The 18,534-nt window shown below is 71.8% G+C and carries 18 protein-coding genes; 7 read left to right on the forward strand and 11 right to left on the reverse strand.

The window, feature by feature from the left end:
- Positions 1–309 precede the first annotated feature (309 nt).
- From LJ657_RS03190 to LJ657_RS03210, 5 genes are read right to left on the reverse strand one after another with little or no spacing between them, the layout of a single operon-like run.
- Positions 310–1,122, reverse strand: a complete 813-nt coding sequence (locus tag LJ657_RS03190) for an ECF transporter S component (protein ID WP_232646625.1) — start codon at positions 1,120–1,122, stop codon at positions 310–312.
- Entirely contained in the window at positions 1,119–2,891 is a 1,773-nt protein-coding gene (locus LJ657_RS03195; protein ID WP_232646626.1) for an ABC transporter ATP-binding protein, read from the reverse strand. The genes LJ657_RS03190 and LJ657_RS03195 overlap by 4 nt, the downstream gene beginning before the upstream one ends.
- A complete protein-coding gene (locus LJ657_RS03200; RefSeq protein ID WP_372487792.1) occupies positions 2,888–4,066 on the reverse strand; it encodes an energy-coupling factor transporter transmembrane component T in 1,179 nt (392 codons plus the stop codon). The genes LJ657_RS03195 and LJ657_RS03200 overlap by 4 nt, the downstream gene beginning before the upstream one ends.
- Positions 4,059–4,697, reverse strand: a complete 639-nt coding sequence (locus LJ657_RS03205) for an SCO2322 family protein (RefSeq protein WP_232646628.1) — start codon at positions 4,695–4,697, stop codon at positions 4,059–4,061. Before LJ657_RS03205 ends, LJ657_RS03200 begins: the two co-directional genes overlap by 8 nt.
- A complete protein-coding gene (locus LJ657_RS03210) occupies positions 4,694–5,929 on the reverse strand; it encodes an SCO2321 family membrane protein (RefSeq protein WP_232646629.1) in 1,236 nt (411 codons plus the stop codon). The genes LJ657_RS03205 and LJ657_RS03210 overlap by 4 nt, the downstream gene beginning before the upstream one ends.
- A gap of 326 nt (positions 5,930–6,255) precedes the next feature.
- On the opposite strand from LJ657_RS03210, the gene LJ657_RS03215 reads away from it, so the two are divergent.
- Complete coding sequence (locus tag LJ657_RS03215) at positions 6,256–6,912, forward strand: phosphotransferase (protein ID WP_232646630.1); 657 nt, start codon at positions 6,256–6,258, stop codon at positions 6,910–6,912.
- A 187-nt stretch (positions 6,913–7,099) separates the two neighbouring features.
- Here LJ657_RS03215 and LJ657_RS03220 read toward each other — a convergent pair whose 3' ends face one another.
- Positions 7,100–8,128, reverse strand: coding sequence for a Strvi_7410 family MBL fold metallo-hydrolase (locus tag LJ657_RS03220; protein WP_232646631.1), 1,029 nt, complete (start codon positions 8,126–8,128; stop codon positions 7,100–7,102).
- Positions 8,129–8,318: 190 nt separating this feature from the next.
- On the opposite strand from LJ657_RS03220, the gene LJ657_RS03225 reads away from it, so the two are divergent.
- Positions 8,319–9,776: an aldehyde dehydrogenase gene (locus tag LJ657_RS03225; RefSeq protein ID WP_232646632.1), complete on the forward strand. Its 1,458-nt coding sequence runs from the start codon at positions 8,319–8,321 to the stop codon at positions 9,774–9,776.
- A gap of 4 nt (positions 9,777–9,780) precedes the next feature.
- Positions 9,781–10,053: a ferredoxin gene (locus tag LJ657_RS03230; protein WP_232646633.1), complete on the forward strand. Its 273-nt coding sequence runs from the start codon at positions 9,781–9,783 to the stop codon at positions 10,051–10,053.
- Between the two features lie 444 nt (positions 10,054–10,497).
- Here the strand turns inward: LJ657_RS03230 and LJ657_RS03235 are convergent, their stop codons facing one another.
- Positions 10,498–11,148, reverse strand: a complete 651-nt coding sequence (locus tag LJ657_RS03235; protein ID WP_232646634.1) for a TetR family transcriptional regulator — start codon at positions 11,146–11,148, stop codon at positions 10,498–10,500.
- Between the two features lie 208 nt (positions 11,149–11,356).
- On the opposite strand from LJ657_RS03235, the gene LJ657_RS03240 reads away from it, so the two are divergent.
- From LJ657_RS03240 to LJ657_RS03250, 3 genes are read left to right on the forward strand one after another with little or no spacing between them, the layout of a single operon-like run.
- Positions 11,357–12,787: a glycosyltransferase family 4 protein gene (locus tag LJ657_RS03240; protein ID WP_232646635.1), complete on the forward strand. Its 1,431-nt coding sequence runs from the start codon at positions 11,357–11,359 to the stop codon at positions 12,785–12,787.
- Positions 12,781–13,515, forward strand: coding sequence for a class I SAM-dependent methyltransferase (locus LJ657_RS03245; RefSeq protein WP_232646636.1), 735 nt, complete (start codon positions 12,781–12,783; stop codon positions 13,513–13,515). The genes LJ657_RS03240 and LJ657_RS03245 overlap by 7 nt, the downstream gene beginning before the upstream one ends.
- Positions 13,512–14,582, forward strand: a complete 1,071-nt coding sequence (locus LJ657_RS03250) for a prenyltransferase/squalene oxidase repeat-containing protein (protein WP_232646637.1) — start codon at positions 13,512–13,514, stop codon at positions 14,580–14,582. Before LJ657_RS03245 ends, LJ657_RS03250 begins: the two co-directional genes overlap by 4 nt.
- Positions 14,583–14,743: 161 nt before the next feature.
- Here the strand turns inward: LJ657_RS03250 and LJ657_RS03255 are convergent, their stop codons facing one another.
- Positions 14,744–15,031: a hypothetical protein gene (locus LJ657_RS03255; RefSeq protein WP_232646798.1), complete on the reverse strand. Its 288-nt coding sequence runs from the start codon at positions 15,029–15,031 to the stop codon at positions 14,744–14,746.
- 97 nt (positions 15,032–15,128) lie between these two features.
- Here LJ657_RS03255 and LJ657_RS03260 point away from each other — a divergent pair, with 97 nt between their 5' ends.
- Positions 15,129–15,533 (forward strand): VOC family protein, encoded by a 405-nt coding sequence (locus tag LJ657_RS03260; protein ID WP_232646638.1) that lies wholly within the window; start codon positions 15,129–15,131, stop codon positions 15,531–15,533.
- A 1-nt stretch (position 15,534) separates the two neighbouring features.
- On the opposite strand, the gene LJ657_RS03265 is transcribed toward LJ657_RS03260, so the two are convergent.
- The 3 genes from LJ657_RS03265 to LJ657_RS03275 all read right to left on the reverse strand — a co-directional run bounded on the left by LJ657_RS03265 (position 15,535) and on the right by LJ657_RS03275 (position 18,534).
- Positions 15,535–16,545 (reverse strand): LLM class F420-dependent oxidoreductase, encoded by a 1,011-nt coding sequence (locus LJ657_RS03265; protein WP_232646639.1) that lies wholly within the window; start codon positions 16,543–16,545, stop codon positions 15,535–15,537.
- A 124-nt stretch (positions 16,546–16,669) separates the two neighbouring features.
- On the reverse strand, positions 16,670–17,476 hold the full coding sequence (locus LJ657_RS03270; RefSeq protein WP_232646640.1) for a hypothetical protein: 807 nt from the start codon (positions 17,474–17,476) through the stop codon (positions 16,670–16,672).
- Positions 17,477–17,562: 86 nt separating this feature from the next.
- The gene (locus LJ657_RS03275) at positions 17,563–18,534 is read right to left on the reverse strand and encodes an N-acetylmuramoyl-L-alanine amidase (protein ID WP_232646641.1); all 972 of its coding nucleotides are present in this window, start codon (positions 18,532–18,534) and stop codon (positions 17,563–17,565) included.

Raw genomic sequence — 18,534 nt, forward strand, 5'->3', positions numbered from 1 at the left:
TCCTTCGGGGACAGGGGGTCGCACGCGGTCCCGGGGGTGCCGGGCGTCCCGGGAGGCCCGGGGGACATGCGTCGGCGCCGAGGCCCTGAGGGCACGTCGGCGCCGTGCGACGTCATCCAGAGAAGCAGGCTCGGAGGGGGTCCGCAATGACCCTATTTGCTAGTTGTGGTCGTATGTGAGGGCGGCGAGTACCGTGTGACCTGGCTCTCAAAGTGCAGGTCAGAGGCGGTTATGGCGTGGACATGGCGTCCGAAATGCACTACTAGGGAAGTTAGTGGGTGATGTGGGTCATGTGGGGTGGTTCACCGCTCAGTGGGGGTCGAAAGTGACCGCGGTCTCGAACGCCGCCCGGCGGGTGGCTCTGCGTAGTGCCCTGAGCACCGCCGGGCCGAGCGTGAGTGTCAGTACGACGGTGACGACGGCCCGGCCCAGGTCCCAGCCCAGCGAGGTGGCCGCGCAGTACGCGAGGAAACGGGCCAGGTTGGCGGGGACCGCGGCCTGCGGGTCGAAGGCGATGCCCGAGGCGAGCGCGCCCATGAAGGGCCAGCCGGCCAGGTTCATGATCGTGCCGTAGGCGAAGGCGGCCAGGAAGCCGTAGGCGGCGAGGAGGGCGAGTTCGCCGCGGCCGCGCAGGCGGTCCGGGCCCGGGAGCAGCCCGGCCCCCATCGTGAACCAGCCCATCGCCAGCATCTGGAACGGCATCCACGGGCCCACCCCGCCCGTGAGCAGCGCGGACGCGAACATGGTGAGCGAACCGAGGGTGAAGCCGAAGCCCGGGCCGAGCACGCGTCCGCTCAGCACCATCAGGAAGAACATCGGCTCGATGCCCGCGGTCCCGGCACCGAGCGGGCGCAGGGCCGCGCCGGTCGCCGCGAGCACACCGAGCATCGCGACCGCCTTCGGGCCTAGCCCGGACTCCGCGATGGTCGCGGCCACGACGGCGACCAGCAGCACCAGCAGGCCGGCGAAGAGCCAGGGGGCGTCCTGGGCATGGGCACCGAGCTGTGAGGTGGGCGGGGCGAGGAAGGGCCAGCCGAAAGCGGCCACCCCCACGGCGCCGACGAGGGCGAGGGCGGCGACGGAGCGGGGGCCGAGGCGGATGGGGCGGGCTTGTGGCGTCATGCCAGGGCCGCCCGTACCTGCGCGACCGTGAGCCACTGCTGTGGGGCCAGGATCTTGGTGATCTGCGGGGCGAAGGACGGGGAGGAGACGACGACCTCGGCCGTCGGTCCGTCGGCGATCACCTCGCCGTCGGCGAGCAGGACCACCCGGTGGGCGAGTTCGGCGGCCAGTTCGACGTCGTGGGTGGCCAGGACGATCGCGTGTCCGTCGGCTGCCAGGTCGCGCAGCAGGGTGACGAGGCGGGTCTTGGCCGCGTAGTCCAGGCCGCGGGTCGGTTCGTCGAGGAGGAGCAGGGGTGGGCGGGCGGTGAGGACGACTGCGAGGGCGAGGGTGAGGCGTTGGCCCTCGGAGAGGTCGCGGGGGTGGATGTCGGCGGTGAGGCCGGTGGTATCGGGGAGGAGGTCCGAGAGGAGGGCCCTGCAGGTGCCGGGGGTGGCGTGGGCGTCGCGGTCGGCGGCCGTGCATTCGGCGGCGACCGTGTCGGCGTGGAGGAGGTCTCGGGGTTCCTGGGGGACGAGGCCTACATGGCGGATGAGGGTGGGGGGTGGGGTGCGGTGGGGGGTCCGGCCGCCGATGCTCACTGAACCCCCGGTGGGTTCGATCAGGCCCACGAGGGTGTTGAGGAGGGTGGACTTGCCTGCGCCGTTGCGGCCCATGAGGGCGAGGGTTTCGCCGGGGGTGATGGTCAGGTCGATGTGGCGTAGGGCTTGGATTCGGGCTCGGCGGACGGAGACGGCGTGGACTTCCGCGGTGAGTGCGGGAGTCGGGGGTTCCGTGACGGGCGGAGCTGTGTTCTTGCGGAGGAGGGGCAGCCACCGGCGGGTGCGGGCTGAGGCAGGGGCGCTGTCGCCGGCCCGCGCTTGCGGGGTGCCGCCTCTCTTCGGGTCGGGAGCCGCCCTGGGCGGCACGGGTGCCCGCAGGCCACGGGGCTGAGCGGCACGACTGCCCGCAGGCTGCGCCAGCTGTTCGCGCAGCCCGGCCGCCCGGCGCCGTGCGTCCCGCACCGTCAGCGGGAGTGGTGACCAGCCCGCCAGGCGGCCCAGTTCCACAACCGGCGGGCACACCGGGGACACGGCCATCATGTCGGCCGGGGGACCGAGTTGCAGGGGGGCTCCTGGAGCGGGGAGGACGGCGACCTGGTCTGCGTACTGGATGACTCGTTCCAGGCGGTGTTCTGCCAGGAGGACCGTGGTGCCCAGGTCGTGGACCAGGCGTTGGAGGACGGCCAGGACCTCTTCCGCGGCGGCCGGGTCGAGGGCCGAGGTCGGTTCGTCGAGGACCAGGACCCTGGGGTGCGGGGTGAGGACCGAGCCGATGGCGACGCGTTGCTGCTGGCCGCCGGAGAGGGTGGCGATGGGGCGGTTGCGGAGGTCGGCCAGGCCGAGGAGGTCGAGGGTCTCCTCGACGCGGCGGCGCATCACGTCGGGTGCGAGGCCCAACGACTCCATTCCGTAGGCCAGTTCGTCCTCGACGGTGTCCGTCACGAAGTGGGAGAGCGGGTCCTGCCCCACCGTGCCCACCACGTCCGCGAGTTCGCGTGGCTTGTGGGTACGGGTGTCGCGGCCCGCCACCGTCACACGGCCCCGCAGGGTGCCGCCCGTGAAGTGCGGGACGAGACCGCTGACCGCGCCGAGGATCGTCGATTTCCCGACCCCTGACGGGCCGACCAGGAGTACCAGTTCGCCTTCCGGGACCTCGAAGTCCACGCCCCGAACGGTTGGTTCGGCCGCCCCCTCGTACGTCACGGAGACATCCTCGAAGCGGATCACGACGGCTCCTTCGGGGCGAGGAGAGCGGGCAGCAGGGCGAGGAGTACGGCCGCCGCCGGCCACAGGGGGAGCGTGGGGGCGACGAGCGGGACGACACCGGGGAGCAGGGCCGCCGGGTCGGCGTCGGCGGCGACGGTGAGCAGCGCGGCGACCGCGGCACCGGAACCCGCGACCAGCCAGGCGCGGGCGTCCCACCGGTCCGGGCGGTAACGCGTGCGCAGGCTGCGCCGGCCGCCCAGCCGCAGACCGGCCAGGGCCGCGGCGACCCCGGCGAGCAGCAGGGGCAGGCCGTAGGTGCCGCCTTCGGCGGTGAGCAGTCCGTACGTTCCCGCGCAGACGCCGAGCAGGCCGCCGAGGGTGAGGGCGGCGGTGGTGCGGCGGACGGCGGGTGGGACCTCGGCGGTGCGGCCGTAGCCGCGGGCGTCCATCGCGGCGGCGAGGGCGACCGAACGCTCCAACGCGCCCTCCAGGACCGGCAGTCCGACCTGCAGCAGGCCGCGGATGCCGCTGTCCGGGCGGCCTCGCAGACGGCGGGCGGCGCGCAGACGCTGGACGTCGGCGATGAGGTTCGGGGCGAAGGTGAGGGCCACGACCACCGCGACTCCCGTCTCGTAGAGCGCACCGGGCAGGGACTTGAGGAGACGGGACGGGTTGGCGAGGGCGTTCGCCGCGCCCACGCAGACGAGGAGCGCGGCCAGCTTCAGGCCGTCGTAGAAGGCGAAGAGGAGTGACTCGGCGGTGACCCGGCCGCCCAGGCGGATGCCCTGCGCCCAGTGGGGGAGCGGGAGTTCCGGCAGGGTGACGAGCACGTGGGTGCCGGGGACGGGGGAGCCGAGCGCCACCGCGAAGACGAGACGGATGAGGAGGACGGCGAGGGCGAGTTTGAGGAAGGCGGAGTAGGAGTGCGAACCGGGGGTTCGGGAGCGGCAGGTGGCCACGACGTAGGCGGACGCCGCGATGAGGAGGGAGAGGAGGAGGGGGTTGGTGGTACGGGTTGCTGCGGTGCCCAGGCCCAGGGACCAGAGCCACCAGGCGCCGGGGTGGAGTTGTGCGGGGCGGTGGGGGTGGGTGGGATCGCTCACCGGCGCCGGCCGGGTGCCGCCTCTCCTTGGGGCGGGGGCCCCGGCGGCACGACTGCCCGCAGGCTGCGGTGGAGGAGTTGCGCGGCTACGCATGCCTGCGTCGCCGTGCCTGCCACACGGCTGCTGCGGCCAGCAGCGCGACGGCGCCCGCCCCGACGAACAGCCCGACCGACGGGCCGCCCGTCCTGTCCCCCTTCCGCGCGGCAGCGGTCGGCTTCCTGCCGCTTGCGACCTGCTCCCCGCACCCCTGCCGCGGATACCCCCCGATCGCACACAACAGCGCGTTCGTGTCGTACCGCAGCGGTTTCGCCACCGACGCCAGTGCGTCTGCCGTCGTGCCGTCGGTGGACACCTGCGCGCAGACCGTACGACGGGCCGGCGGTGTCTCACCGGACGGGGCGTCCGCCGCCGTGCCGAAGTCGAGGACGAGCGCCACGCGCTTCCTGCCCTCCCGTGCCGGCGTCCGCGCGCAGATCACCGGGAACGACACGGGCCCGCGCGGCTTGGCCGAGTCGCCCGAGTCCTCGCTCACCGAGAAGCGGAAGCCCTGGACGGCGCCGTCGGAGGGGCGGGCGGTGGCGGGGCCCTGGGTGGCGTACGTCCAGTGACCGGCGTCCTGGTCCCAGAAGGACCAGTAGCGGTAACCGGCGGCCTGCGCCTGGCCGCTGCCCGCCAGGGTCAGGAACAGCGCGGCGAGGAGGAGCGCTGCCCAGCGGCGTGTCACGACTGTCGCCGCCTCTTGTTGCGGCCGCCGAGCAGGAACCCGATGCCGATGCCCGCGACCAGCCCCACACCGACGATCCACCAGACGCCGAGCCCGGAGTCCTTCGCCGCGGCGTGGTCCGCCGCGCTTTTCGGGGCCTCGCTGGGGTAGGCCCCTGACGTCGGGAGGGCGGCAGGCTTCGGACCGGTCGCGTTGAGGAGCGTGACCAGGTCCTGGCCGCCGAAGTCGTTGTAGTCGAAGGTCTCCGCGTGCGCGGCGAGGATCAGCTGTGCGTACGCGGCCGGTCCGGCCTGCCGGGCCCAGGCCCCGGAGTTGGTCTCCAGCCAGCGCATGGCGTCGGCGGCCTGGTCGCCGTGGCCGGCGGTCGCGAGGGCGAGCACCGCGTCGGCCGTGTTGCCGTAGTCGGGCTGGGGTTCGGCGCCGGGGAGCGCCGACGTCAGGTGCTTGTCCTTGGCGAGGGCTTTGACGAGGTACGCGGCACCGTTCTGCGCCGCCTGCTCGGGGTCGGTGGCCTTCTTGCAGGTCGGAGCGGCGCCGGTGGGTTTGGGGGAGTCCCCGGCCAGCCCCTTGCCGAGTGCGCCCACCACCGCCGCCGCACTCGCGTCCGCGTTGGCGGCCGACTTGCCCTTCTTGTCCGGCTGGAAGGCGAAGGCGCCCGAGCCGTTCCCGGCACAGGGGAGGGCGAGTTTCAGCAGGGCGTCGTAGGGAGACCTGCCGTCCTTCACGACCTGGTCCGGCTTCTCACCCACGGCGGTCAGCGCGCCGATGACGACGGAGGTCGAGTTCGCGTCGCTGGCTCCGCCCGGGGCGTAGCCCCAGCCGCCGTCCTTGTTCTGCACGGACTTCAGCCAGGAGGCCGCCTTCCCGGTGGCGCTCCGGTGTCCGCCGAGCGCGGCGAGGGCCTGGACGGCGGCGCCCGTACTGTTCGTGTCGACCATGACCTTCGTGTCACAGGCCTTCGCCGGGTCCGCGCGGAACGGCGCGAAGGCCCCGTCCGCACACTGCTGTCCCGCCAGCCAGTCCACCGCCGTCGCCGCCGGCTTCACACCCACGGTGTCCTGCGCGAGCAGCGCCAGCGACTGGCGCCAGACGCCGTCGTACTTCGGGTCGGAGGTGCCGTACAGGCCGTCGGGTATCGACGGGGAGGGGGACGCGGCGACGGCGGGGACGGCGGCACCCAGTACGGCGGTGGCGGCGGCCAGTGCCGCGGCGCTGCGGCGGACGACATTCATGATCGGCGGGTGCCTCTCCCTGCGGGAGCGGGCAGCACGGGACACCCCGGGCGGCTCGGCTCCGTATGCCTCGACGGTGCCGCGCGCCGGCGGGTGCCGACGCACGTGAGCCGGTCACAAGCGTGCGGGGCAGTCCGGCTGACCGCCCTTGGAGGAGCGGTTTACGGGTGGGGGTACCTCCCAGGCCCTTAAGGCACTGGGGAGGGTCAGCGCCGGAATTGCGCCGGCTTCCCCCCGTACGGCGTGATGACGACCCGGCCACTGTACCGGCCCGTAGGAACACGCTGAGAGCCGCCTGTGAGGCATGGCGGCGGTAGCTTCGAGCCATGGCGAGGAGACTGCTCGGCAGGGGCCGGGTCAACGACGTGTACGAGATCGATGAGACGTGGGTGCTGCGGCGCAACCGCGAGGGGTGGGGGGACGCGCTCGCCGAGGGGACCGTGATGGAGCATGTCCGCGCGCACGGCTACCCCGTGCCCCGCGTACGGCTCTGCGACTCCACGCCGACCGAGCTGGTGATGGAGCGGCTGTCCGGGCCGACGATGCTCGAGGCGCGCCTGGCCGGTTCGCTCGGCGCCGACGAGGCCGGCGCGATCCTCGCCGATCTCCTGCGCCGCCTGCACGCCGTCCCGGCCCGCGATTCCGCCGCCGACTGCCGCGTGCTCCACCTCGACCTGCACCCGGACAACGTGATGCTGACGCCCGAGGGCCCGTACGTGATCGACTGGACCAACACGGAGGAGGGGCTCCCGGGCCTGGACTGGGGGGTCTCCGCCATGATCCTGGCGCAGGTCGCCGTCGGCGGCGCACCGCTCGCCGACAGCGCCCGCGCGATACTCACCGCTCTCCTCGCCGACCCCTCTGCCCTCACCGACGACGGCCTGACGCAGGCCCGGCGCCGACGCGCGGCCAATCCGACGATGAGCCGACGGGAGGTCGAACTCCTCGGCAAGGCAGAGGAGTTGATCCGTACGATCGCGTAGGGGCGCGCCCCCCTGCGACGGCCGCCGCGTCCACGTCGACCTGGGTCGGGCCGCCGAACGAGAGGTGAAGTACCCGGGAGGTGCGCAGCCATCGGCCGTCGACGCGACGGAAGGTGTCCTCGATGGGCCCCCGGCCGTGCGCCGAAGTACTTGCGGTACCGGCGGCGGATCACCGGCCGCGACCGCTTCACACCGCCACGTACGTCACCGGATCGCTCCCCGCCACCGCCTCCGCCCGCCCCAGCTTCACCAGCCGCCGCAGATGCGCCTCGGCCTCCGAGACCGCGATGTTCCTTGATCCGTACGGGATCTGAGCCCAGGGGCGGTTCCACTCCATGCGCTCGGCGACCTGCCAGGGAGTGAGCGGTTCGACCAGGAGGGACCGGAGGCCGGTGAGCCGCTCCTCGTGGTGGGCGAGCAACTCCCGTACGCGGGCGGGCGCGTCGGCGAAGACGTGCTGGTGCGCGGGGAGCACCTCGGCGGGGGTGAGCCGGCCGACGCGTTCGAGGGAGTCGAGATAGTCGCCGAGCGGGTCGGTGACCGTGGTGTCGTCGGGGTCCTCGTACAGGCCGATGTGCGGGGTGATCTCGGGGAGCAGGTGGTCTCCGGAGAACAGCCGCCCGTGACCCGGCAGTTGGGCCGGGTGCTCCTCCTCCAGGTGCAGGCAGACATGGCCGGGGGTGTGTCCCGGCGTCCAGATGGCGCGCAGCCAGCGGCCCGGGAGGCCGAGGAGCTCGCCGGGGACGATCTCCCGGTCCGGCAGGGCGGGGGAGAAGCCCGGCAGGGTGGTGCGGGGGGCCGCGTCGCGCAACGGCGCCACGTGTTCCTCGGGGGCGCCCGCGGCGATCAGCTTGGCCGTCATGTACGCGAACCAGCGCCCCGGCCGGGTGTCACGGGTGCGCCGCACGATCGCGGTGTCCGCGGCATGCATGGCGATCCAGGCGCCGGACGCCTCGCGCACCCTGCCGGAGAGGCCGTGGTGGTCGGGGTGGTGGTGGGTGATGACGACGCCGTGCACCTCGCCCACGGCCGTACCGCAGGCCGTCAGCCCCTCGGCGAGCGTGCCCCAGGAGGCGGGGTCGTCCCACCCCGTGTCGACCAGTACCGGCCCGCGGTCGGTGTCCACGACGTAGACCAGCGTATGGCCGAGGGGGTTGTCGGGGATGGGGACCTGGATCGACCGGACGCCTCCGCCGTGGTCGTACACCTGCGCCATGGGCTCCCCAATCACCGCGAACCGGCCACGTAGCGGCCACTATAACTAGAACGCGTTTCGATGGGAGCCCAAGTCACCTGTCCCGGGGCGCCGTCGGCGGCTCGCGCTGTGGACTCCTCCGGGGGGAACTGGTATCAGTGCCGTATCTGATGAACCGTCAGAGACAGGCGCTCCGGGGAGGCAGTCGGCCATGACCGAGCTCGTGGAACACGGACAGCTGTTCATCGGCGGGGAGTTGACCGATCCCCTCGGCAAGGACGTCATCGAGGTGATCTCGCCGCACACGGAGGAGGTCATCGGTCGGGTGCCGCACGCCTCGCGCGAGGACGTCGACCGGGCCGTCGCCGTCGCGCGCCGCGCCTTCGACGAGGGGCCCTGGCCGCGGATGACCCTCGACGAACGCATCGAGGTCGTCACCCGCATCAAGGACGCGATCGCCGTACGCCACGAGGAGATCGCCCGCATGATCTCCTGCGAGAACGGGTCGCCGTACTCCTGGAGCGTCCTCGCGCAGGCGCTCGGCGCGATGATGGTGTGGGACGCGGCGATCACGGTCGCGCGGAACTTCCCGCACGAGGAGCGGCGCGACGGCGTGCTGGGGAAGATCCTGGTGCGCCGTGAGCCGGTCGGGGTCGTGGCGGCCGTGGTCCCTTGGAACGTCCCGCAGTTCGTGGCCGCCGCCAAGCTGGCTCCCGCGCTGCTCACCGGCTGCACGGTGGTCCTCAAGCCATCGCCCGAGTCGCCGCTGGACGCGTACATCCTGGCCGACATCACCCGAGAGGCCGGGCTGCCGGAGGGCGTGCTGTCGATCCTCCCCGCGGACCGCGAGGTCAGTGAGTACCTGGTCGGGCACCCGGGGATCGACAAGGTCGCCTTCACCGGATCGGTGGCGGCGGGCAGGCGCGTGATGGAGGTCGCCTCCCGCAATCTCACCCGCGTGACACTGGAGTTGGGCGGCAAGTCGGCGGCGGTCGTCCTGCCGGACGCGGACGTGGCGACCACCGTCGCGGGCGTCGTGCCGGCGGCCTGGATGAACAACGGCCAGGCGTGCGTCGCCCAGACCCGCATCCTTCTGCCGCGCTCGCGCTACGACGAGTTCGCGGAGGCTTTCGCGGCGGCGGCGGGCGCCCTGGTCGTCGGCGACCCGCTGGACCCGGCGACCCAGGTCGGCCCCCTCGTCGCCAGGCGCCAGCAGCAGCGCAACCTCGACTACATCCGTATCGGCCAGGAGGAGGGCGCCAAGATCCTCACCGGCGGCGGCCGCCCACCGGGCCTGGACCGCGGCTGGTATGTCGAGCCGACCCTCTTCGGCGACGTCGACAACTCGATGCGGATAGCGCGGGAGGAGATCTTCGGCCCGGTGATCTGTCTGCTCCCGTACGGCGACGAGTCCGAGGCCCTGAAGATCGCGAACGACTCGGACTACGGGCTGAGCGGCAGCGTGTGGACGGCGGACGTCGAGCACGGCATCGAGGTGGCGCGGCAGGTCCGTACCGGCACGTACTCGGTGAACACCTTCAGCCTCGACATGCTCGGCCCCTTCGGCGGCTACAAGAACTCGGGCCTGGGGCGGGAGTTCGGTCCCGAGGGATACGGCGAGTACCTCGAACACAAGATGATCCATCTTCCGGCCGGCTGGGAGGGCTGAGCGGATGGGGGTACATCCCGCGCGAGCGTGTTCGAGCGTGGGGGCGGGCGACCGCTGGCAGGTCGAGGTCGATCGCTCCGTCTGCATCGGCTCCGCCCAGTGCGTCCACCGCGCGACGGGTGCCTTCCGCCTCGACTCGGCCATGCAGTCCCACCCCGTCGAGCCGGAGACCGACGCCGACGAACGCATCCTGCAGGCGGCGGAGAACTGCCCGGTGGAGGCGATCGTGATCACGCTGCTGGGGAGCGGGGAACCGGTGTTTCCGCCGGAGGAGTAGGACCGGCACCAGACCGAAAAAATCTCCCTTTCAGGGTGTTCTATCTTCCCATGGGCGTTCTATCCTGGTATTGGCCTACGGGACGAGTGAGGGAGTCCGACCGGAGTAGCCGACTTTGGCGAGACGCATCAGCATCCGCTGAGGCCGACGTCGACGGTCGGGCTGAGAGGCCGGACGGCAGCAGTCGGGCCGGACGGCGACCCCCACCACCTGATCCGGGTAATACCGGCGAAGGGAACCCGTCTCGTAGGTCTTTCGCATGCCCGTCAAGCGCATGCCCGTCAAGCAGGCGCGGAAGGCGTGGGGGCCGAGGAGCGGCTTCCCGGGCGGCCCCCGAGGAGGAGGCGCGGCGGCTGCGGGAGCAAGGGGCGGACGGCCCGGCTGTCGGGCGGAGCCCGGACGGACCGGCCGCGATCGGCCGGGACGGGGTCCCCGGGTGCGCGGCTAGGACGGCTTTCCGGTCGCCGTCGGATCCGTCAGGTCGATCAGCCGGCACACCGTCTCGATGTCGATCTTGACCTGGGCGATGGAGGCGCGGCCCGAGAGCCAGGTGATCAGCGCCGAGTGCCAGGTGTGCTCGATGACACGGACCGCGGAAAGCTGCTCGGGGGTCGGGTTCTCCAGGCCCATCGCGTCCAGGATGATCACGGTGGTCTGACGGGAGACCTGGTCCACCTCGGGCGAGACGCTCCGGTCGGCGAACGTCAGCGCGCGGACCATGGCGTCGGCGAGGTGCGGCTCGCGCTGCAGCGCGCGGAAGGCCCGCATCAGCGTCTCGGCGACCCGCTCGGCCGCCGTCTCGCCCTGCGGCGGCTTCTTCCGCAGCGTGCCGTGCATGTGCTCCAGCTGGTCCTGCATGGTGGCGACCAGCAGATGGATCTTGGACGGGAAGTAGCGGTAGAGGGTGCCGAGGGCCACCTGTGAGGACTCGGCGACCTCCCGCATCTGCACCGCGTCGAAACCGCCCCGGCTGGCCAGCTGCGCGCTCGCGTGCAGGATGCGCCGACGACGCGCCTCCTGCCGCTCCGTGAGGGGCGGGGAGGCCGGCTGCGAGGTACTTGCTTCCACCTTGGCCACCTTCGCTTGCGCAGGCATGGATCCGTCCGTGACAGTCGGTGAGGGCTGGTGATCGCACCGAGTTTGGCAGGGCGTCCGCCGTGGCGCGAATCACCTGATCCACTGCTCACCGCGCCCCTACCTGCCGGTAGATTCAGAGCCTCCTGGACGATCAAGTCTGAAACTTGTTCTAGATTAGCGTCCCGGCGTAATCTCGCGGGACAGTGCATGCAGAAGGGGGCCCAGAGTGACCGCTGAGGCCAGTCAGGCGGGTCCCCAGGAGGACCCCGCCACCGACGGCGAGCGACCGCTCCACATCGCGCTCCTCACCTATAAAGGGAACCCGTTCTGCGGCGGACAGGGCGTCTACGTCCGCCATCTCTCGCGCGAGCTGGCCCGCCTCGGCCACCGCGTCGAGGTCATCGGCTCCCAGCCCTACCCCGTCCTCGACGAGGGCGCGGAGTACGCGGACCGCCTGAGCCTGACCGAGCTGCCGAGCCTCGACCTCTACCGCTCGCCGGACCCCTTCCGCACCCCCCAGCGCGACGAGTACCGCGACTGGATCGACGCGCTGGAGGTCGCGACCATGTGGACCGGCGGCTTCCCGGAGCCGCTGACGTTCTCGTTGAGGGCTCGTCGTCATCTCCGCGCCCGGCGCGGCGAGTTCGACGTCGTACACGACAACCAGACCCTGGGATACGGGTTGCTGGGAGATGTGGGTGCCCCTCTGGTGACCACCATCCACCACCCCATCACCGTCGACCGGCAGTTGGAGCTGGACGCCGCCGAGAACTGGCAGCAGCGGTGGGGCAAACGGCGCTGGTACGCCTTCACCCGCATGCAGAAGCGCGTCGCGCGCCGCCTGCCCTCGGTCCTCACCGTCTCGGGCACCTCGCGCGCCGAGATCGTCGACCACCTCGGCGTACGGGACGACCGTATCCACGTGGTCCACATCGGCGCCGACACCGACCTCTTCTCGCCGGACCCGTCCGTGCCCGCGGTGCCCGGCCGGATCGTGACGACGTCCAGCGCGGACGTCCCGCTCAAGGGCCTGGTGTTCCTCGTCGAGGCACTGGCGAAGGTCCGCACCGAGCACCCGGCCGCCCACCTCGTCGTCGTCGGCAAGCGGCCCACCGAGGGCCCCGTCGCCCAGGCCATGGAGCGCTACGGCCTCGAAGGCGCCGTCGAGTTCGTGAAGGGCATCTCCGACGCCGAACTCGTCGACCTGGTCCGCTCGGCGGAGGTCGCCTGCGTGCCCTCCCTGTACGAGGGCTTCTCTCTCCCGGCGGCCGAGGCGATGGCCACGGGCACGCCGCTGGTCGCGACGACCGGCGGGGCGATCCCGGAGGTCGCAGGGCGGGACGGCGAGACGTGTCTGGCGGTGCCGCCTGGTGACCCGGGCGCGTTGGCGGCGGGGCTGAGCCGTCTGCTGGGTGACCCGGAGCTGCGGGTGCGGCTGGGCCGCGCCGGCCGTGAGCGGGTGCTGCGGCACTTCACCTGGGCGCGGGCCGCCGAGGGAACCGTGGCCAGGTATCGGGAGGCCATCACCGGCTCCCCGGTCCCGGAACGGAGGGCGGCCGACAAGCCGACGGCCGTGGACGAAGCCGTGGATGCCGCCGTAGATGCAGCCGTAGAAGAACTAGCCGCCCCCCACCCCGAAAGCAGGGCCACGTGCTGACCGTCGACTTCTCCCGGTTCCCGCTCGCGCCGGGCGACCGCGTCCTGGACCTCGGATGCGGGGCCGGCCGGCACGCGTTCGAGTGCTACCGGCGCGGCGCCCAGGTCGTGGCGCTCGACCAGAACGGCGAGGAGATCCGCGAGGTCGCGAAGTGGTTCGCCGCGATGAAGGAGGCCGGCGAGGCCCCGGCGGGCGCCACCGCGACGGCGATGGAGGGCGACGCCCTGGCACTGCCCTTCCCCGACGAGTCCTTCGACGTCGTGATCATCTCCGAGGTCATGGAGCACATCCCCGACGACAAGGGCGTACTCGCCGAGATGGTACGGGTGTTGAGGCCCGGCGGCCGCATCGCCATCACCGTCCCGCGCTACGGCCCCGAGAAGGTCTGCTGGGCGCTGTCCGACGCCTACCACGAGGTCGAGGGCGGCCACATCCGCATCTACAAGGCGGACGAGCTGCTCGCGAAGATCCGGGAAGCCGGTCTCAAGCCCTACGGCACCCACCACGCGCACGCACTCCACTCCCCCTACTGGTGGCTGAAGTGCGCGTTCGGCGTCGACAACGACAAGGCGCTGCCGGTGAAGGCGTACCACAAGCTGCTGGTCTGGGACATCATGAAGAAGCCGCTGGCGACCAGGGTCGCCGAACAGGCCCTCAACCCCCTGATCGGCAAGAGCTTCGTGGCCTACGCGACCAAGCCCCACCTGCCGTCGGTGGACGCCCGGTGACCACTCCCCGGACAGAACACCTCGTCCTACCCGGGGTCCTCACCGCAGAGCAGGCTGCCGCGACCGTCCGCGGCATCCTCGCCGTACAGCGGGAGGACGGCGCGATCCCGTGGTTCCGGGGACACCACCTGGACCCCTGGGACCACACCGAGGCCGCGATGGCGCTGGACGCGGCGGGCGAGCACGAGGCCGCCGAGCGGGCGTACGAGTGGCTCGCACGGCACCAGAACAAGGACGGCTCCTGGTACGCGGCCTACGCCGACGGGGACGCCGACGACATCACCGACCGCGGGCGCGAGACGAACTTCGTCGCGTACATCGCGGTGGGCGTGTGGCACCACTACCTGTCCACGGGCGACGACACATTCCTGGACCGCATGTGGCCGGCCGTCTACGCGGCCATCGAGTACGTGCTGCGGCTCCAGCAGCCCGGGGGCCAGATCGGCTGGAAGGGCGAGGAGGACGGCAGCTTCACCACCGACGCCCTGCTGACCGGCTCCTCCTCCATCCACCACGCACTGCGCTGCGCGCTCGCCGTCGCCGAACAGCGCGAAGAGCCGCAGCCGGACTGGGAGCTGGCGGTCGGCGCCCTCCGGCACGCGATCCGTCGCCACCCCGAGCGGTTCCTCGACAAGGACCGCTACTCGATGGACTGGTACTACCCGGTGCTGGGCGGCGCGTTGACCGGTGCGGAGGCCAAGTCCCGTATCGAGGAGGGCTGGGAGCGCTTCGTCGTCCCCGGACTCGGGGTGCGCTGCGTCGTCCCCAACCCGTGGGTCACCGGCGGTGAATCGGCCGAACTCGCCCTCACCCTCTGGGCGATGGGCGAGTCGGACCGCGCGCTGGACATCCTCCAGTCGATCCAGCACCTGCGGGACGCGGAAACCGGCCTGTACTGGACGGGCTACGTCTTCGAGGACCAGGCGATCTGGCCCCGGGAACTGACCACCTGGACGGCCGGCTCCCTCCTCCTCGCGGTCGCCGCGCTCGGCGGCGACGAAGCGACGTGCACGGTGTTCGGCGGGGGGCAACTGCCGAGGGGACTGGACCCGGACTGCTGCGCCTGAGGCCTCAGCGGCTCAGCAGGTCGGGCGAAGTCCGCTGCGGTCCGGTAGCGCCCTGACGGGGTGCGGGGCCGCGTCGGTCTGCGGCTCCGCCGCGGGGCGCGACCAGCCACGATCGCGCCGCAGACGATCGACAGCAGATCGTGGCACCACCAGCGGAGCGCCTAGTTGCGCGACATCCGTCCGGCGATCGCGTGGCCGACGAACAGGTAGACCACGGCTGCCAGGCCGTAGCCTGCGATCACGCGGGCCCAGGCCTTGTCGAAGGTGAACAGGTCACGCGACCAGCCGGCCAGCCAGTTGGCCGCGTTGTGGACGAACTGCACCAGGTCGTTGGCACGGTTGGCGTCCAACAGGTACATCAGGATCCACAGGCCCAGTATGAGGGCCATGATGTCGGCGACGATCGCTACGACCGCGCCGGCCCGATTGCCGCTGCTGTATCGAGACATACTCTCCGGATTGCCGCCGCGCCCTCGAACAAACCCGAACGGCTGCACGGCCACATTGCCGCGGTCGTCACCGGGCACAGGGGTACGCTCGTGCGACGTGGATGCCTTGTACCCCAGGCTGCTCATCGATGACTTCGACACCGCGGCCCACTTCTGGACCGAAGCGCTGCGCGACCTGCTCGGCATCGAGCCGGTCAAGGTACTGCCCGCCGCCGGCTACGCCAACTGGGACGTGGACGGCCAAGCCGTACTCGTGCTCTACGGGCGCAGGACCATCGCCCGGGTCATCGGCACCGGCGACCTGCCGTCGCCCGCGTCCGCGCAGGACACCGCGATGCTCGTCCTGCGCGTCGACGACGTGGACGACGCGACGCGTCGCCTCACCGACCACGGAGCGACGGTCCTCGCCGAGCCCCAGGACCGCCCGGAGTGGGGGCCGGGCCTGCGCTCCGCCCACCTGAGGACACCGGACGGCACGCTGGTGGAGCTGCAGGCGTACTGAGCTAGGAGTTCAGCTCCGCCAGCACCCGCAGCGACTCCCGGTCGGGCGAGAGGGCCAGCAGATCCGTCACCGGTCCCTTCCGCCACGACTCCAGCCGCTCGGCGATCCGTTCACGCGGCCCGACGAGGGAGATCTCGTCCGCGAAGGCATCGGGAACGGCGCGCACGGCCTCCTCGCGCCGCCCGGCCAGAAACAGCTCCTGAATCCGCCGGGCCTCCTCCTCGTACCCCATCCTCGCCATCAGATCGGCGTGGAAGTTGCGGGCCGCGTGCCCCATGCCGCCGATGTAGAACCCGAGCATGGCCTTCACGGGCAACAGGCCTCCGGCCACGTCGTCGCAGACCTGGACGCGGGTCATGGGGGCGACGAGGAAGCCCGGGGGAAGTTGTTGGAGCGCCGGTCCGTAGACGTCGGGCCGCGTGGGCGACCAGTACAGGGGAAGCCAGCCGTCGGCGATACGGGCCGTCTGCGCGACGTTCTTCGGGCCCTCGGCGCCGAGAAGGATGGGAAGCCCGGGACGGAGGGGGTGCGTGATGGACTTCAGGGGCTTCCCGAGGCCGGTGCCGTCCGCGCCGCCGTACGGATGGGAGTGGAACCGCCCGTCGAGCACGACCGGCGCCTCCCGCCGCAGCACCTGCCGTACGACATCGACGTACTCCCGCGTCGCGGTCAGCGGCGACTTCGGGAACGGCCGCCCGTACCACCCCTCCACCACCTGCGGCCCCGACAGACCCAGCCCGAGCAGCATGCGTCCGCCGGAGAGGTGGTCGAGAGTGAGGGCGTGCATGGCGGTGGTGGTCGGCGACCGGGCGGCCATCTGCGCAACTGCCGTACCCAGCTTGATGGTTGACGTCCGAGCCGCGATCCAGGTCAGCGGGGTGAACACATCCGACCCCCACGACTCGGCGGTCCACACGGAGTCGTACCCGAGCCGCTCGGCCTCCTGCGCGAGCGATACGTGATCGGGGGAGGGGCCGCGGCCCCAGTAGCCGAGGGCGAGACCGAGTCGCATGACGCCTCCACAGATGCCCAGATATCTGACGGTCAGTCAGTTACGAAGCTGCGGGCTGCGACTGTACGACAACGGCCCCCCACCCGGAAGGGCGAGGGGCCGTGTACGGCTTCGGTGGGCGGGGTCAGCCGCGCTGGATCCCGGAGGTGTCCTGCAGCACGCCGCGACGGCCGTCCTGCGTCTGGGCGACCAGGGCCGGACCGCGCTGCTCGACGGCCAGGTACCAGGTGCCCGGCGCGAGTTCGGCGATCGGCGTGGGCGAACCGTCCTCCGCGAACAGCGGCCGCGGCACCGGAACGGCGAACCAGAACGGCGAGAAGTCCCCGGCGGGCGGCTGCGGAGCCGACGGCTGCTGTGCCTGCTGCGACTGGGCGCCATAGGGCTGCCCCGGCTGCGGCTGCCCGCCGTAGGGCGGCTGCTGGGCTCCCGGGTAGCCGTAACCGCCCGGCTGGGGCTGGGCGCCGTACGGCTGAGGAGTCTGCGGCTTGGGGGCGGGGATGAGGGCGGCCTGGAGGGCGGGGACGAGGGGAGTGGCGATTGCGCCCCCGGCGAGGAGGAGGGCGGCGATGAGGCCGAGGATGAGGCCCGAGCCTGCGCTGATGCTTGAGTTGTCGCCCGCTCCCAGCGGGTCGAGGATGGTCCAGAACGAGGTCCACGCGGCGAAGATGGTCAGCGCGACGCCGAGCGGGCCGAGTTCGAGTCCGGCGACCTTGGGCGGCTGCGGGAGTGCCCGGGCGACGACGATCAGGACCGCGCCGATGATGCCACCGACGTACATGCTCATCGCCAGGCCGAGGTTGTCCCAGGCGTTGGGGATGGCGCTGCTCGAGGCACCGTCGATGGAGAATGAGCTGAGAAACGACGCGATGAACAGCAACACCGCTGCCCCGATCACCACGCCGTCGCCTCGTGTGAGGGAGCGGATATTCACTTCAGTCGGTCCTTCGTAAGTCGTCTCGTCGTCGGTAGACCCTATCGTCCGTCCGGTCGACGTGTCCGCCGGGATCAGCCCGCTGATCACGAACCGTGCAGGAAACTCACGATTCCCTCAGAGATTCCTTGCGCGGCCTTCTGTCGCCACGCACCGCTGGTGAGCAGTGCCGCGTCCTTGCTATCGCGCATGTTCCCGCATTCGATGAACACCTTGGGAACCGTTGACAGATTGAGACCGCCGAGGTCCTTACGTGTGACCAGGCCGTGGCCGTCGCCGATGTAGTTGGCGGGCGGTTCGTCCGTGACGCGGACGAAGTAGCCCGCGATGCGCTCGCCGAGGTCGGCGGAGGAGGCGACGATGGGCCGGGTGTCGGCGGCGCCCGCGTGGACGGAGCCGGGAAGGATGACGTGGAAGCCGCGGTTGCCGGCCGCGGAGCCGTCCGCGTGAATGGAGATCGCTGCGTCGGCGTGGGCCGCGTTGCCGATCTGCGCCCGCTGGTCCACGCAGGGCCCCCAGGCGGGGGAGTTGCCGTCGTGGGTCAGCTTCACCGTGGCGCCCTGCTTCTCCAGCAGGGCCTTCAGGCGGTGGGACACGTCCAGGGTGAACTGGGCTTCCGTGTAGCCCGAGTTGGTGGACGTGCCCGTCGTGTCGCACTCCTTCTGGTTCGTGCCGATGTCCACCTTGCGGGCGATCTCGGTGGCGTGCTGGAAGTTGCCGGGGTTGTGGCCCGGGTCGATGACGACGACCTTGCCCTTGAGGGGGCCGGAGGCGGCGGGGGCCGATGAGGTGGGGGAGGCGGGGGTGGGCGCCGGACTGCTCGGGTTCTTGTCGTCGCCGGCAGAGGTGGAGGCGGGTGCGCTGGACGTCGCCGTAGAGGACACCCGTACGGTCGCCTGTCCCGCCCCGCCGCCGTCGCCCCCGCTCCCGCCCACGGCCTCGTACACGAGCCACCCGAGCAACGCGCCCGGCACGAGCGCGGCGACCGCCACGGTCAGGGGGCTGCGGCGGGGACGGCGGGGCTGGGGAGGATCGAAGTCCGGGCCTACGTACGACAC

The sequence above is a fragment of the Streptomyces guryensis genome (assembly GCF_021261325.1).
GTDB classification, from domain to species: Bacteria; Actinomycetota; Actinomycetes; order Streptomycetales; family Streptomycetaceae; genus Streptomyces; species Streptomyces guryensis.

Excerpts from the sequence above, each read along its gene's own strand:
- LJ657_RS03255 (WP_232646798.1), bottom strand. The coding sequence starts at position 15,031 with ATGTCTCGATACAGCAGCGGCAATCGGGCCGGCGCGGTCGTAGCGATC.
- LJ657_RS03220 (WP_232646631.1), bottom strand. The coding sequence starts at position 8,128 with ATGGCGCAGGTGTACGACCACGGCGGAGGCGTCCGGTCGATCCAGGTC.
- LJ657_RS03215 (WP_232646630.1), top strand. The coding sequence starts at position 6,256 with ATGGCGAGGAGACTGCTCGGCAGGGGCCGGGTCAACGACGTGTACGAG.
- LJ657_RS03210 (WP_232646629.1), bottom strand. The coding sequence starts at position 5,929 with ATGAATGTCGTCCGCCGCAGCGCCGCGGCACTGGCCGCCGCCACCGCC.
- LJ657_RS03230 (WP_232646633.1), top strand. The coding sequence starts at position 9,781 with ATGGGGGTACATCCCGCGCGAGCGTGTTCGAGCGTGGGGGCGGGCGAC.
- LJ657_RS03265 (WP_232646639.1), bottom strand. The coding sequence starts at position 16,545 with ATGCGACTCGGTCTCGCCCTCGGCTACTGGGGCCGCGGCCCCTCCCCC.
- LJ657_RS03225 (WP_232646632.1), top strand. The coding sequence starts at position 8,319 with ATGACCGAGCTCGTGGAACACGGACAGCTGTTCATCGGCGGGGAGTTG.
- LJ657_RS03190 (WP_232646625.1), bottom strand. The coding sequence starts at position 1,122 with ATGACGCCACAAGCCCGCCCCATCCGCCTCGGCCCCCGCTCCGTCGCC.
- LJ657_RS03200 (WP_372487792.1), bottom strand. The coding sequence starts at position 4,066 with ATGCGTAGCCGCGCAACTCCTCCACCGCAGCCTGCGGGCAGTCGTGCC.
- LJ657_RS03235 (WP_232646634.1), bottom strand. The coding sequence starts at position 11,148 with ATGCCTGCGCAAGCGAAGGTGGCCAAGGTGGAAGCAAGTACCTCGCAG.